General features: G+C 69.1%; 13 protein-coding genes. 7 read left to right on the forward strand and 6 right to left on the reverse strand.

Going from position 1 to position 13,558, the window contains the following annotated elements; genetic code table 11:
- Positions 1–59: 59 nt before the first annotated feature.
- The gene (locus tag LRH25_RS00090; protein WP_231009984.1) at positions 60–1,808 is read left to right on the forward strand and encodes a bifunctional protein-serine/threonine kinase/phosphatase; all 1,749 of its coding nucleotides are present in this window, start codon (positions 60–62) and stop codon (positions 1,806–1,808) included.
- 85 nt (positions 1,809–1,893) lie between these two features.
- On the opposite strand, the gene LRH25_RS00095 is transcribed toward LRH25_RS00090, so the two are convergent.
- Positions 1,894–3,159 (reverse strand): MFS transporter, encoded by a 1,266-nt coding sequence (locus LRH25_RS00095; protein WP_141291234.1) that lies wholly within the window; start codon positions 3,157–3,159, stop codon positions 1,894–1,896.
- Positions 3,160–3,664: 505 nt separating this feature from the next.
- Between LRH25_RS00095 and LRH25_RS00100 the strand changes: the two genes are divergently transcribed.
- Positions 3,665–4,981: a type IV pili methyl-accepting chemotaxis transducer N-terminal domain-containing protein gene (locus LRH25_RS00100; protein WP_231009985.1), complete on the forward strand. Its 1,317-nt coding sequence runs from the start codon at positions 3,665–3,667 to the stop codon at positions 4,979–4,981.
- On the opposite strand, the gene LRH25_RS00105 is transcribed toward LRH25_RS00100, so the two are convergent.
- The 4 genes from LRH25_RS00105 to LRH25_RS00120 form a co-directional block, all read right to left on the reverse strand.
- Positions 4,982–5,782, reverse strand: coding sequence for an ABC transporter ATP-binding protein (locus LRH25_RS00105; RefSeq protein ID WP_141290082.1), 801 nt, complete (start codon positions 5,780–5,782; stop codon positions 4,982–4,984). It abuts the gene before it with no gap.
- A gap of 18 nt (positions 5,783–5,800) precedes the next feature.
- Positions 5,801–6,703 carry a nitrate ABC transporter permease gene (ntrB, locus tag LRH25_RS00110; RefSeq protein WP_141290081.1) on the reverse strand — a complete coding sequence of 301 codons (903 nt, stop codon included), beginning with the start codon at positions 6,701–6,703 and terminating at the stop codon, positions 5,801–5,803.
- 55 nt (positions 6,704–6,758) lie between these two features.
- Positions 6,759–8,075 carry a CmpA/NrtA family ABC transporter substrate-binding protein gene (locus tag LRH25_RS00115; RefSeq protein ID WP_141290080.1) on the reverse strand — a complete coding sequence of 439 codons (1,317 nt, stop codon included), beginning with the start codon at positions 8,073–8,075 and terminating at the stop codon, positions 6,759–6,761.
- 437 nt (positions 8,076–8,512) lie between these two features.
- Positions 8,513–9,142: an ANTAR domain-containing response regulator gene (locus LRH25_RS00120; protein ID WP_231009986.1), complete on the reverse strand. Its 630-nt coding sequence runs from the start codon at positions 9,140–9,142 to the stop codon at positions 8,513–8,515.
- 72 nt (positions 9,143–9,214) lie between these two features.
- On the opposite strand from LRH25_RS00120, the gene LRH25_RS00125 reads away from it, so the two are divergent.
- The 5 genes from LRH25_RS00125 to LRH25_RS00145 are packed head-to-tail and all read left to right on the forward strand — an operon-like array spanning position 9,215 to position 12,770.
- The gene (locus LRH25_RS00125) at positions 9,215–9,790 is read left to right on the forward strand and encodes a GNAT family N-acetyltransferase (protein WP_141290925.1); all 576 of its coding nucleotides are present in this window, start codon (positions 9,215–9,217) and stop codon (positions 9,788–9,790) included.
- 43 nt (positions 9,791–9,833) lie between these two features.
- Positions 9,834–10,718 (forward strand): formyltetrahydrofolate deformylase, encoded by an 885-nt coding sequence (gene purU, locus LRH25_RS00130; RefSeq protein ID WP_141290926.1) that lies wholly within the window; start codon positions 9,834–9,836, stop codon positions 10,716–10,718.
- Between the two features lie 33 nt (positions 10,719–10,751).
- A complete protein-coding gene (locus LRH25_RS00135; protein WP_141290927.1) occupies positions 10,752–11,198 on the forward strand; it encodes a YybH family protein in 447 nt (148 codons plus the stop codon).
- A gap of 26 nt (positions 11,199–11,224) precedes the next feature.
- Positions 11,225–12,229 carry a YheT family hydrolase gene (locus LRH25_RS00140; protein WP_231009987.1) on the forward strand — a complete coding sequence of 335 codons (1,005 nt, stop codon included), beginning with the start codon at positions 11,225–11,227 and terminating at the stop codon, positions 12,227–12,229.
- Entirely contained in the window at positions 12,222–12,770 is a 549-nt protein-coding gene (locus tag LRH25_RS00145; protein WP_231009988.1) for a DUF2946 family protein, read from the forward strand. Before LRH25_RS00140 ends, LRH25_RS00145 begins: the two co-directional genes overlap by 8 nt.
- Positions 12,771–12,833: 63 nt before the next feature.
- On the opposite strand, the gene LRH25_RS00150 is transcribed toward LRH25_RS00145, so the two are convergent.
- Positions 12,834–13,424: a c-type cytochrome gene (locus tag LRH25_RS00150; RefSeq protein WP_231009989.1), complete on the reverse strand. Its 591-nt coding sequence runs from the start codon at positions 13,422–13,424 to the stop codon at positions 12,834–12,836.
- Positions 13,425–13,558 lie beyond the last annotated feature (134 nt).

Below are 13,558 nucleotides of genomic sequence, written 5' to 3' on the forward strand. Positions count from 1 at the left end.
GGACGGAAACGGTATTCGGGCGCTCAGCACCGGCCGGCGAGGCCGTTGACAATCCCGGCATGAGCTTTGAAGTTGACATCGGCTGCTGCAGCGAGCGTGGCGCCCGCCCGCTGAACGAGGATTTCGCCGGTGCCGTGCGCGCCCAGCCGCACGAGGCGGCGCGCGGGCTGATCGCGGCGGTGGCCGATGGCGTGTCGGCCGGTGGGCTGGGCCGCGAGGCCGCACAGACCACGGTGATGGGCCTGCTGTCGGACTTCTTCGCCGCGCCCGCGACCTGGGAAACCAGCGTCGTGCTGGACCGGCTGGTCAGCGCACAGAACGCCTGGCTGGCCGGCCACAACCGGCGCCGCAATGGCCGCGGCAGCGAAGAAACTGCGCTGACCACGCTGACCGCGCTGGCGCTGCACGGCCAGACCTGGACGCTGGCCCACGTGGGCGACACGCGGGCCTGGCTGCTGCGCCGCGGCAGCGAGGTCGAAGGCGCGCCCGAAGCCGGCGAGCTGACCCAGCTCAGCCACGACCATGCCTTCGACCACCCGGACCAGCGCAGCCGGCTGACCCGCGCCGTGGGACTGGACGACGCGGTGCGCATCGACTTCGCGCAGGGCGACGTGCACATGGGCGACTGCTTCCTGATGACCAGTGACGGTGTGCATGGTGTGCTCAAGCCGGCGCGCATTGCCGCGCTGCTGGGCCTGGCTGCCGAGGCCGACGCGCAGACCGCGGCCGATGCGATGGTGCAGGCCGCGCGCGACGCCGGCAGCCGCGACAACCTGACCGCGCTGGTGCTGCGTGTCACCGGGCTGGACGCGCGCCAGCTGCACGACGAGTGGGCCGATGCCAAGCGCCTGCCCGTGCTCGGTGTGCTGCAGGTGGGCGACGGGCTGGACGGTTACCAGGTCACCGCCCGCGTGGCAGACACCGGCGTGCACCTGATCTACCAGGCGCGTGACCGGCAGGGCCAGCTGGTGGCGCTGAAGACGCTGCACCCCAGCCGCGCCAGCGACCCGGAAGAGCGCGCGATGCTGGCGCACGAGGCCTGGCTGGGCCAGCGCGTCAGCGACCGAGGCGAGCCGGGCTTTGTGCGCGTGTTGCCGCGCGGTGCCGACGCCAGCGCGCTCTACACCGTCTTCGAGTGGCACAGCGGTCGCACGCTGGCCCAGCGCATGGAGGAGGGTCAGCGGCCCGGCGTGAGCGAGCTGCTCGCCGCCGCGCAGGCCTGGGCCGAGATCCTGTCGCGGCTGCACCGCCAGGGCGTGATCCACCGCGACGTGAAGCCCGGCAACCTGCACCTGGGCGACGACGGCCAGTGGCGGCTGCTGGACCTGGGCGTGGCCGTCAGCGGCCGCGAAAGCGCCGCGCAGCGCGAGCTGCATGCCGGCACGCCCAGCTACATGAACCCCGAGCAGTGGCAGGGCGGTGTGGCCGATGCCGGCAGCGACCTGTTTGCGCTGGGCGTGACGCTGTACCAATGGCTCACCGGCCGCCTGCCCTACGGGGAGGTCGAGCCCTGGCAGACCGGCGGCTACCGGCGCGACCCGCAGCCCGCCAGCCGCCTGCGACCCGACGTGCCGATCTGGCTGGACCACCTGCTGGCCAAGGCCGTGGCGCGCGACGCCGCGCAGCGCTTCGAGACCGCCGACGAGCTGCTGCTGGCCTTGCAGCGCGGTGCTGCGCGCCCGGTCAGCGCACCGGCTGCCACGCCGCTGATGCAGCGCGATCCGGCGGCGTTGTTGAAGCTGGCGCTGGGCCTGTCCCTGCTGCTGAACTTCCTGCTGGTGTTCTGGCTTTTGTTCTTGCCCAGATGAGGCGCGCGCCACGGCGCTGCAAGCTTGCGCGGCGTTGCGACGGACAGAGCTGGGGGCGGTCATGATGCGCGAGCGGTGAGGGCCATCAGCCGACGCGGCGCAAGCCGGGCTTGCTGGCCACGACCGGAGACGACTCGGCATGCACCCGGGCGCGACCACCTTTTTCTGCCCAGGTGCGGGTCCAGCGCAGCTGCATCTTGCGCATCACCGCCAGCATCAGCAGCGAGAACACCGCCAGCACCACGAAACCGATGAAGAAGCTGCCGGTCTGCTGCTTGACCTGGCCCATCAGCGCCGGCACCGTGCCGCCGCCCAGCGCGCCGATCTCGCCGATCATCGAGCCGGCCACCGCGGTGGAGGTGGGCCAGCGCAGCGGCACCAGCTGGAACAGCGCGCCATTGCCGGCGCCTAAAGCGGCGAAGCAGACGATCAGCAGCAGCGTGGTCAGCACGATGGAGCTGGACGACAGGCCCACGCCGACCAGCGCAAACGCCGTCACCACCAGCACCACCGTCAGCGTGTTGACGCCACCCCAATGGTCGGAGATCCAGCCGCCGAAAATGCGCACCACCGAGCCCATCAGCGCCGCCAGCATGGTCAGCTGGCCGGCCTGCACCTTGCTCACGCCGAACTGGTCGTAATAGTAGGTGGGCAGGAAGGTGGTGATGCCGATGAAGCCGCCGAAGGTCACGACGTAGATCAGGCTGAAGACCCAGCCGTCCTTTTCCAACAGGCAGGCCAGGTGAGCGCGCAGGTTGGCGTGCTCGTCGCGGTCCGGCGGCTCCTTGGCCAGGAAGGCCACCACCGCCATCGGCACCAGCGAGGCCAGCGCGGCCAGGCCGTAGACGGTCTGCCAGCCGAACTTCTGCGCCAGCGGCGGGGCGGCCAGTGCGGCGATGGCCGTGCCAACATTGCCGGCGCCCACCAGGCCCATCGCCAGGCCCTTGTAGCGCGGCGGGAACCAGCCCGAGCCCAGCGACATCGCCACGCCGAAGCTGGCGCCGGCCACGCCCAGCAGCAGCGCCATCTTCAGCATGTCGTTGTAGCTGTGCACGAAGAAGTAGCCGAAGGACATCGCGCCGGCGATCAGGACCAGCTCGACCAGGGTGGCGGTCTTCCTGCCCACGTACTGGGCCAACAGGCCCAGCGGGAAGCGCATCAGCGCGCCGGCCATGATGGGAATGGCCAGCATGGTGCCCTTCTGGGCCGCCGTGAGGTGGAACTCCTCGCTGATGAACGGCGCCATGGCGCCGTTCACCACCCAGATGACGAAGGAGAACGTCAGGTAGAAGAACGCGGCGAACAGCGTGGGCGCATGGCCTGCGCGCAGGAAGCTCTTGAAGCTGGACATGGCGTTGGGGCTGGCTGGTGGGTTGAAGGGCTGGCGGTGGACGAAATGAGCGGGACAGCGGGGCTTCGGGCCCGGTGTCACGGGCCTGTCGGCGGTTCAGGCGGAGGTCGCCAGCGCGCGGCGTTCAGGCCAGGCGATGGCAGCGAAAGGAGAGGGTGCGGGGCCGGCGCGGCGCTCGGAAGCAGCTGGCAAGGCCAGTGCGGGAAGGATGCGGTGCGCGGTGTTGAGCGTGGCCCATGGCGCCGCATGGGCGCAGCGCGGGGCAGGCAACAGCGCAGACTGGCTAAACGGCAGAACCGCAGTGCCATGCGGAACAGCATGGCCCGGCTCACCGGCCTGGTGCACTTGAATCGGCGATGCGTCGTTACACCGCTTGTGGGCGTTTCTCATGCAAGTGCCGTGCCCATTGCGGCACCTCTTGCGAAGCGCTGCCAATTTGTGCCGAATCGGCGCCAACACACACCGCCCTCGCGGACCCGCCGAAGGGCGTGAAAGAATTGCCGTCATGACCGCTCCCACCCTCGTGATCCGCGCTGTTTCGGCAGGCTCGGCATCGCATGCCGCAGACGCCGCGTCGGCCTTGCCGAACGGCTGGCGCCAGGCCTTGCGGGACACTGGCGCGGCGCAGATTGAGGTGGCTGAAAGCCCCGATTGGGTGCCACAACTCGGTGCGGGTGCACCAAGCTCGGCACCCGCGCACGTGCTGGCACTGATGTCGGCGCAAGCCCTGCGGGACGCCTTGGGTGCCCATGTCGCGCCCCTGCCATGTCCGCTGACCTTGCTGGGCACGCCGCCAGCGCCGGCCCTGCTCGCCGAGCTGCTGGCCCAAGGCCTGAACGGCTGGTGGCCGGCCGAACTGGACGCGGCAAGTGCCGCCGCCGCGCTGGCGCTGGACCGTGCGCGCTGGCAACGCGAGTGCGCCTTGCACGAGGAACTGCAGCGCGCCCGCGGCCAGCTCGACGAGCGCAAATGGGTGGACCGCGCCAAGGGCGTGCTGATGAGCGCGCGCGGCATGGGCGAGGACGAGGCCTTCCGGCTGCTGCGCGGCGCGGCCATGCATGCCAATTTGCGCGTGGGCGAGGTCTCGCGCTCGGTCACCGAGGCGGCGCGCTGGGCCGAGGCCATCAACCGCGCCGGCCAGCTGCGCATGCTGTCGCAGCGGCTGGTGAAGCTGGCGGCGCAGCGGCTGGCAGGCGTGGACGCGCGGCGCTCGCGGGCGCTGCAGGACGCATCGGCCGAGCGGGCGATGGAGAACCTGTTGCACCTGGACAGCCTGCCTGCACTGGCCGGGCCGCCGGTGGACGCCGGACTGCAGGCGGTGCAGCTGAGCTGGGGCAGGCTGCAGCAGGCCCTTTCGGTTCGGCTCTCTCCCGCCGTGCTGCAGCACGCCGACGCCTGTGCCGACGCGCTGCTGGCCGCCGCCGAGGCGCTGGCTGCGCAGCTCGAAGCCGGCGGCGCCCGCAGCGCGCTGCACATCGTCAACCTCTGCGGCCGCCAGCGCATGCGGGTGCAGCGGCTGGCCAAGGATGCCTTGCTGGCCGAGCTGCTGGCCGAGCCGGCGCGGCTGGACACGCTGACCCCGCTGATGGACGGCTTCGAGGCCACGCTGCGCGAGCTGGAGCAGGCGCCGCTGAGCAGCCCGGAGATCCGCGAGGCGCTGGTGCAGGCGCGTGACGAATGGCTGCGTCTGCTGCGCGGCCTGCGTGGCCCCGGCAGTGCCGAGGGCCGCAGCGCGTTGGCGCGATCGAGTGAAGCCTTGCTGGACATCTTCGATCGCCTGACCGCCAGTTATGAACGCAGCCTGCAGGTGATCATGGGCTGATCACGCGGCCAGCTTCTCGACATGCGCATGGCGCGTGTAGAGGAAGTCGATCACCGCCTTGCGGGCATGCACATAGGTCGGGTCTTCGGCCAGCGCCACACGGTCGCGCGGGCGGTCCAGCGTGACCGGCAGGATCTCGCCAATCGTGGCCGACGGCCCGTTGGTCATCATCACGATGCGGTCCGACAGCAGTACCGCCTCGTCCACGTCGTGGGTCACCATCACGACGGTGCTCTTGGTGCGGGCCACGATCTTCAGCAGCTCGTCCTGCAGCTTGGCGCGGGTCAGCGCATCCAGCGCGCCAAACGGCTCGTCCATCAGCAGCACCTTGGGTTCCATCGCCAGCGCGCGGGCAATGCCCACCCGCTGCTTCATGCCGCCGGAGATCTCGTGCGGGCGCTTGTGCGTGGCGTGGCCCATGCCTACCAGTTCCAGCGCCGCTTCGGTGCGTTCCTTCAGCTTGGCCTTGGGCTCGGCACCGCCGAAGACCCGCTCGACTGCCAGGTAGACATTCTCGAAACAGGTCAGCCACGGCAGCAGCGAATGGTTCTGGAACACGACGGCGCGCTCCGGGCCGGGCGCGTTGATCTCCTTGCCGTCGCAGATCAGCACGCCTTGCGTGGCTTTCAGCAGGCCGGCGATCAGGTTCAGCAGCGTGGACTTGCCGCAGCCCGAGTGGCCGATCAAGGTGACGAACTCACCCTTGTGGATCGCCAGGTCGATGTCGCGCAGCGCCTGGAACGGGCCCTTGCGCGTCTGGAACGTGACTTCGGCGGACTGGACTTCGATGAACGGTTTCATGATCGTGATCCTTTGGGTTCAGTCGTATGAAAAACGCTTGGCAAGCAGCATCAGGAACTGCTCCAGCAAGAGGCCGACGATGCCGATCACGAAGATCGCGATGATGATGTGCTGCACGTTCAGGTTGTTCCACTCGTCCCAGACCCAGAAGCCGATGCCCACGCCGCCGGTCAGCATCTCGGCCGCGACGATCACCAGCCAGGCCGTGCCCACCGACAGGCGCACGCCGGTCAGCATGTAGGGCAGCACCGAGGGGAACAGGATCCTGGTGATGACCTTCCATTCGGACAGGTTCAGCACCTTGGCCACATTGAGGTAGTCCTGCGGCACGCGCTGCACGCCGACTGCCGTGTTGACCACCATCGGCCAGATCGAGCAGATGAAGATGGTCCAGATCGCCGCCGGGTTGGCGCTCTTGAAGACCAGCAGGCCGATGGGCAGCCAGGCCAGCGGCGAAACGGGCTTGAGCAGGCTGATCAGCGGCGAGACCATGCGGTTGATGAACTCGAAGCGGCCGATGATGAAGCCCAGCGGAATGCCCACCGCGGCTGCCAGCCCGAAGCCCACGGCCACGCGCTCCAGCGAGAACAGGCTGTTCCAGCCAATGCCCTGATCGTTCGGCCCCTTGCGGTAGAACGGGTCGGCGAACAGCTGCACGGCAGAGTCCCAGGTCTGCAGCGGCGTCGGGAAGGTGGTCGACTTGATGGTCAGCAGCGCCCAGATGCCGATCATCAACCCGAGGCCCAGCACCGGCGGCAGCACCCGCAGCCAGACGGCCCGCCAGTCGATGGACAGGCGTTGTCGCCGCGGTGCCGGGGTGCCGGGGAGGGTGGCGGGCGCTGCCTTGGCGGCGGCATCAGTCGGCGCGACCGGTGGGGTCGCACTGCTGCTCAGAGGGCTGTGGAAAACGGCACTGACCATGGTGATCTCCTGGGGTGCGGGTGGAGCGGGCGGGGGCTGGCGGCGCGGGACGGGCTCAGGCGCGCACGGCGAAGCTGTCGGCGTACTTCTTCGGGTCCTTGCCATCCCAGACCACGCCGTCCATCAGCTTGGAACTGCGCAGCGGGTCCTTGGGCACGCTGATGTTCAGCGCCGAGGCGGCCTGCTTGTAGAGCTCGATCTGGTTGATCTGCTTCGCGGTGGCCAGGTAGTCCGGGTGCTCCTTCAGCAGGCCCCAGCGCTTGTGCTGGGTCAGGAACCACATGCCGTCGGACAGGTACGGGAAGTTCACCGCGCCGTCGCTGAAGAACTTCATGTAGTTCGGGTCGTCCCAGGTCTTGCCCAGGCCGTTCTGGTAGCGGCCGAGGATGCGCTGGTTGATCGCGTCCACGCTGGTGTTGACGTAGGACTTGTCGGCGATGGTGTCGGCCATCTTGTTCTTGTTGGACAGGCTGGCGTCGATCCAGCGGCTGGCCTCCAGCACGGCCATGACCACGGCGCGCGCGGTATTGGGGTACTTCTTGACGAAATCCGCCGTGGTGCCCAGCACCTTCTCCGGATGGTCCTTCCAGATGTCCTGCGTGGTGTTGGCGGTGACGCCGATGCCGTCGATGATGGCGCGGTGGTTCCATGGCTCGCCCACGCAGAAGCCGTCCATGTTGCCCACGCGCATGTTGGCCACCATCTGCGGCGGCGGCACGGTGATGACCTTGGCGTCCTTCATCGGGTTGATGCCCGCCGAGGCCAGCCAGTAGTACAGCCACATCGCGTGGGTGCCGGTGGGGAAGGTCTGCGCAAAGGTGTATTCGCGCTTGTCCTTGGCCATCACCTTGGCCAGGCTGGGGCCGTCCACAGCGCCGGCGTCGGCCAGCTTCTTGGACAGGCTGATGGCCTGGCCGTTGTTGTTCAGCGTCATCAGCACGGCCATGTCCTTCTTGGGGCCGGTCTCGCCCAGGTGCACGCCGTAGACCAGGCCGTAGAGCACGTGGGCCATGTCCAGCTCGCCGTTGACCAGCTTGTCGCGCACGCCGGCCCAGCTGGCTTCCTTGCTGGGGATGATCTTCACGCCGTACTTCTTGTCGAAGCCCAGCACCGAGGCCATCACGATGCTGGCGCAGTCGGTCAGCGGAATGAAGCCGATCTTCACTTCCTCCTTCTCCGGCTTGTCCGAACCTGCCGCCCAGGCGCCGCCCGGCAGGCTGCCGGCCCCCACGCCCATGGCGCCGATGGCGGCGGCCGAGGCGGCCTGCAGCACCTTGCGGCGCGACAGCTCGGGCTGGGCGGCTTCCAGGCTGTGGTGGTTCAGCAGCGGGTGTTCGGGGCGGGGTTCCGGGGTGCGCTCGGCGGGGTACATGCGGGCAATTCCTTCAGCAGGCGGACAACAGACAGAACAGACGGTGAAACCGACAGGCGAAAAAAAAGCGCCCGACGACAGGGCTGCTAAGCCATGTCGGTCGGACGCCTTTGTCCAGGAAACCTAGCCCCTGTTGGCTTCGGTCCTCTCGGTTTCTACAACTTGATCATTGCCACTCGTCGTTGAGCGGCGCATGTCTACATGCAAGCGATGTGCCAGCCAGGCTTCAGGTCGTCTTGCCCGGTGAGCGAGGCCCTGCACACAGGTACCTTTTGAATTCCGCACCAAGAACGGCGGCCCAGCAGCGTGCGCTGCACCAATTGCCTGCACCAAAGCCGAGCGAATCGGCGGTCCGGTTCTCAAGGAAACGCCGAGCCGCCCCAAGTTTCCTTGACCCCCTCGGGGGGCCTGGCGCGAAGCGACAGGTCTGGGGGTGCTCAGGAAAACAGGTCGGCCAGTTCCAGCAGCCGGCGCGAGATCTCGGCAATCGTCTGGCCCTGGTTCATCGCCGTCTTGCGCAGGCGCGCGTAGGCCTGCGGTTCCTCCAGGCCATGGCGCTGCATCAGCAAGGCCTTGGCGCGGTTGACGATCTCGCGCTCGGCCAGTTGGCCCTTGGCGGCCGCCAGCTCGGTGCGCAGCTGCTGCTCGTGCTCGAAGCGGGCGATGGCCACGTCGATCACCGGCCGCACGCGCTCGGGCGCCAGCCCGGCCACCACGTAGGCCACCACGCCGGCCGCCAGCGCCTCGCGCACATGCGTCGGGTCATGCTCTTCGGTGAACAGCACGATGGGCCGCGGCGCGTCGCGGCTGGCCCAGACCACGTGCTCGATCGCATCGCGCGCGCCGGATTCGGCGTCGACGATCAGCACATCCGGCGCCAGCGCGGCAAGTTTCTCGGGCAGCTGCGCATCGGCGCCCAGCAGCCCGGCAATGCGGTAGCCGCCCAGCTCCAGCCCGCGGATCAGCGCGCGCAGGCGCAAGGCTTCGTCCCAACCTTCCTCATCGGCGAGGTCCGGGATGCTGGTGGCCATCGTGATGACGGCCAGACGGAGTTCGGGCTTGCCCACGCTGTTGCAGCATGCAAGGAATGCACCTGTGCGGTGACAAGACGGGAAGGCCATGCCGCCTAACATGTCACGATGAGTCCTGATTTCCCCACGCTCCAGACGCCGCGCCTGCGGCTGCGCGAGTTGCAGCCGGCCGATGCCCCGGCCTTTTTCGAGATCCACCGCAATGCCGATGCGATGCGCTGGTTTGGCACCGATCCGCTGACCGAGCTGGCCGAGGCCGAGCAGGTCATCGAGGGTTTCCGCACCAGCCGCGAGGCCAGGCAGCCCGGCATCCGCTGGGGCCTGCAGCAGTTGTCTGACGACCAGTTGCTTGGCAGCTGCGGCCTGTTCCGCTGGAACCGCGGCTGGCGCAGCTGCGGCCTGGGCTACGAGCTGGCACCGGCCGCGCAAGGCCAGGGCCTGATGCGCGAGGCGCTGCAGGCGGTGCTGGGCTGGGGCTTCGAGCACTGGGCGCTGAACCGCGTCGAGGCGCAGGTGCACCCGGCCAACCAGGCCTCGCTGGGCCTGTTGCTGCGCCTGGGCTTCCAGCGCGAAGGGCGCATGCGCCAGGCCGGCTTCTGGCAGGGCGCGCACCGCGACCTGCTGCTGTTCAGCCTGTTGCGCGAGGACTGGGACGCCAAGCTGGGTGCAAGGCTCGCGGGCTGACCCCGTTGCCCCGGGCGAAATCGTCGATCCTTACAATGTGACGATGTCCCGACCCGACGAATTCATCCTCACGCTGGCCTGCCGCGACACCAAGGGCATCGTGCACAACGTGTCCGGCCTGCTGTACCAGGCCGGCTGCAACATCCTCGATTCCCAGCAGTTCGGCGATGTGTCGGGCGAAGACGCCACCGGCCTGTTCTTCATGCGCGTGCATTTCGAGGCGCCCGCCCAGCTGGCCGACGTGGCCACGCTGGAGCGCCTGTTCGCCCATGTGCGCGAGCAGTTCGGCATGGACGCCCGCATTGACGCGGTGGACCGCAAGCCGCGCGTGCTGCTGATGGTCAGCCAGCACGGCCACTGCCTGAACGACCTGCTGTTCCGCTGGAAAAGCGGCCAGCTGCCGGTGGACATCCCGGCCATTGTCTCCAACCACAGCACCTTCGAGTCGCTGGCCGCCAGCTACGGCCTGCCGTTCCACCACCTGCCGCTGGTCGGCGGCTCGGACCCGGCGACCAAGCGTGCGCAGGAGCAGCGCATCGAGGCGCTGATCGAAGCCGAGCAGGTCGACCTGGTGGTGCTGGCGCGCTACATGCAGATCCTCTCGCCCGAGTTCTGCGAGCGGCTGCGCGGCCGGGCCATCAACATCCACCACAGCTTCCTGCCCAGCTTCAAGGGCGCGAAGCCGTATTTCCAGGCCCACGCGCGCGGCGTGAAGCTGATTGGCGCGACGGCGCACTATGTGACGCCGGACCTGGACGAAGGCCCCATCATCGAGCAGGACGTGGCCCGCGTGGACCACTCGTTGTCGGCCGAGGACCTGACCGCCGTCGGCCGCGACGTCGAATGCGTGGTGCTGGCACGCGCGGTGCGCTGGCACGTCGAGCGCCGGGTGCTGATCAACGGCTACAAGACCGTGGTGTTCCGCTAAGCCGGGCGCCGCCAGCCCACAGGAGACGACCCAATGCCCACCAAAGCCCAGGCAGCCGCCTTGCTGGCCTCGCCGGACGAGGTCGAGAACCAGTTCTACGAAGCCTTGCGCGAGGCCGACCTGGCCAAGCTGATGGCCGTCTGGGCCGAGGAGGAAGAGGTCATCTGCGTGCATCCGGGCGGGCCGCGCATGGTCGGCGCCGCGGCGGTGCGGGCGGCCTTCGAGGCCTTGTTCAGCAACGGCCCCATCGTCGTGCAGCCGGAAAACGTGCGGCGCGTGCACACCCTCTCGGCCGCGGTGCACAGCGTCAACGAACGGCTGGAGCTGGTGACCGCCGAAGGCAAACGCACCGGCTGGGTCAGCGCGACCAACGTCTTCATCAAGACCACGCTGGGCTGGCGCCTGGTGGCCCACCACGCCAGCCCCGGCACGCCGCACGAGCCTGTGGAGGTCATCGAAACCCCGGCGGTGCTGCACTGAGTGGACGGGACGGAGCGGGTCTGACCATGCAGGCCTTCCACGCGCCGCGCTGGCTGCCTGGTGGACATCTGCAGACCATCTGGCCGGCGCTCTACGCCAGGCCCGTGCTCGGCCCGCCGCCGCGCTTCACGCGCGAGCGCTGGGCCACGCCGGACGGCGACTTTGTCGACGTCGACCTGTGCGCCGCAGCCGACCCGCAGGCGCCCTGGCTGGTGCTGTTCCACGGCCTGGAAGGCTCGTCTTCCAGCACCTATGCCCAGGCCTTTGCCGAAGTGGCTGCCGAGCGCGGCTGGTCCTACGCGGTGCCGCATTTCCGTGGCTGCTCCGGCGAGCTGAACCTGGCGCCGCGGGCCTACCATTCGGGGGACTTCGAGGAGATCGGCTGGATCCTCGGCCGGCTGCGCGAGCGGGCTGAGCGGCCGTTGCTGGCGGTGGGCGTGTCGCTGGGCGGGAACGCGCTGCTGCGCTGGGCCGGCGAGGTCGGACATGCGGCGCGTCCTGTGGCCAGCGCGCTGGCGGCGGTCTGCTCGCCGCTGGACCTGACGGCTTCCGGCCACGCCATCGGCAAAGGTTTCAACCGGCAGGTCTACACCCGCATGTTCCTGCGCAGCATGAAGCCCAAGGCGCTGGCCAAGCTGCGCCAGCACCCGGGCCTGTTCGACCGCCAGCGCATGCTGGCCGCGCGCGACCTGTACGAGTTCGACAACCTGTTCACCGCGCCGCTGCACGGTTTTCGCGACACCGACGACTACTGGCGCCGCGCCTCGGCCAAGCCGCACCTGCCAGCCATCCGCGTGCCCACGCTGGCGCTGAACGCGCGCAACGACCCGTTTGTGCCGGCACACAGCTTGCCGCAGGCCAGGGACACCGGGGCCATGGTCACGCTGTGGCAGCCCGGCCATGGCGGCCACGTCGGCTTCCCGTCCGGGCGCTTTCCTGGCCACCTGCAGACCATGCCACGCGCGGTGGCCGGCTGGCTGGGCCAGCACCTGGCGTCGGTCGACACGCCAAAGGAGCCCGAACATGGATGACATCGTGCGCGCCGCACTGGCCAAGTGGCCTAACGTGCCGCATTGCTACAACTGGCTGGCGCTGGACGCGCGTGGCGACTGGTACATGCGCGACGACCGCTGCCAGGCGGCGGGCCCGTTCCCGCATCCCAAGGGCAGCCGCATCCTGCACGACAAGCTGCGCGAGTTCATCGCCCGTAACTACGAAGCCGACGAACACGGCTGCTGGTTCTTCCAGAACGGCCCGCAGCGGGTCTACGTGGAGCTCGAAGCCGCGCCCTGGGTCTGGCGCCTGCAGCGCGGCGACGATGGCGCGCTGCGCGTGCAGTCGCACACCGGCCTGGCGGCCAGCCTTTCGGCCTGCTGGCTGGACGAGGCCGGCCGGCTCTACCTGGCAACCGACATCGGCCTAGGCCTGGTGCACAGCCTGGACATGGACCTGGCCGCCGAAGAAGTCGAAGCCGGCCGCTGGCAGCCGCAGGACAGCAGCGCCGAGGCGCTGGCCGCGCAGTTCGGCTATGTGCGCAGCCCCGCGGCGGCCCAGCCGGCGCACGCTGCCTGAGGCGAACCGGGCGGGCAGCAAAAAGCCGCCTCGCGGGCGGCTTCTCGCAGGGGGCCGAGCGCCTTATTGGCTGGCGGCACCGGCGGCTGCCGGGGCTGCGGCACCGCTGGCAGCATCGGCCGGCGGCTTCGGCTCGTCGAACTTCGCGCCACCCTTGTTGGCCATGTAGACCACCGCACGCGCGATCTCGTAGTCGGAAGCATCGCCGCCACCTTGTGGCGGCATGCTGCCCTTGCCCTTCAGCGCAGACTGCCACAGCGCCTCGAAGCCGGTCTTGATGCGAGGGCCCCAGGCGGCCTCGTCGCCGAACTTCGGCGCCCCCAGCGCACCGCTGGCATGGCAGGCCGAGCACTGGCCCTGGAACACCTGCTCGCCGGTGCGGGCCGACGCGGCACCTGCCGCGCGAACCTCCACCGAGCCGACCGGCAGGATGCGCGCCGCGACCGCTTCCGGCGCCAGCGCGTCGGTGCCTGCCGCTTCCTTGTTGCCGAAGGCCACGAAGTTGATCAGCATGATGATCACCAGGATGGGCACCAGGAAGGAGGCGACAACTGTCACCACCAGCTGCTTGGGCGTCTTGATCGGCCCTTCATGTGGCCCGTCATGCGCGCTGTCGTGCGGGGCGCCGTGTGCTTCAACGTGAGCGTCGCTCATGAGGTCCTCGTCTCGCTTGGTGTTTGATCTATCGCAATCCCGCGGCGTTCAGCATCGCTGAAACCCCAGGCCGACGGCCAGTGCACGGGCGCCCTGGCCGCTCAAGCGTGCGAGTATAGCCAGCGGGTCCACCG

This window comes from Ideonella azotifigens (genome assembly GCF_021043325.1).
GTDB classification, from domain to species: domain Bacteria; phylum Pseudomonadota; class Gammaproteobacteria; order Burkholderiales; family Burkholderiaceae_C; genus Ideonella; species Ideonella azotifigens.

Bases quoted from the DNA above. Each gene is read 5' to 3' on its own strand.
- LRH25_RS00090 (WP_231009984.1), top strand. From the start codon at position 60: ATGAGCTTTGAAGTTGACATCGGCTGCTGCAGCGAGCGTGGCGCCCGC.
- LRH25_RS00095 (WP_141291234.1), bottom strand. From the start codon at position 3,159: ATGTCCAGCTTCAAGAGCTTCCTGCGCGCAGGCCATGCGCCCACGCTG.
- LRH25_RS00100 (WP_231009985.1), top strand. From the start codon at position 3,665: ATGACCGCTCCCACCCTCGTGATCCGCGCTGTTTCGGCAGGCTCGGCA.
- LRH25_RS00105 (WP_141290082.1), bottom strand. From the start codon at position 5,782: ATGAAACCGTTCATCGAAGTCCAGTCCGCCGAAGTCACGTTCCAGACG.
- ntrB (WP_141290081.1), bottom strand. From the start codon at position 6,703: ATGGTCAGTGCCGTTTTCCACAGCCCTCTGAGCAGCAGTGCGACCCCA.
- LRH25_RS00115 (WP_141290080.1), bottom strand. From the start codon at position 8,075: ATGTACCCCGCCGAGCGCACCCCGGAACCCCGCCCCGAACACCCGCTG.
- LRH25_RS00125 (WP_141290925.1), top strand. From the start codon at position 9,215: ATGAGTCCTGATTTCCCCACGCTCCAGACGCCGCGCCTGCGGCTGCGC.
- purU (WP_141290926.1), top strand. From the start codon at position 9,834: ATGTCCCGACCCGACGAATTCATCCTCACGCTGGCCTGCCGCGACACC.
- LRH25_RS00135 (WP_141290927.1), top strand. From the start codon at position 10,752: ATGCCCACCAAAGCCCAGGCAGCCGCCTTGCTGGCCTCGCCGGACGAG.
- LRH25_RS00140 (WP_231009987.1), top strand. From the start codon at position 11,225: ATGCAGGCCTTCCACGCGCCGCGCTGGCTGCCTGGTGGACATCTGCAG.
- LRH25_RS00145 (WP_231009988.1), top strand. From the start codon at position 12,222: ATGGATGACATCGTGCGCGCCGCACTGGCCAAGTGGCCTAACGTGCCG.
- LRH25_RS00150 (WP_231009989.1), bottom strand. From the start codon at position 13,424: ATGAGCGACGCTCACGTTGAAGCACACGGCGCCCCGCACGACAGCGCG.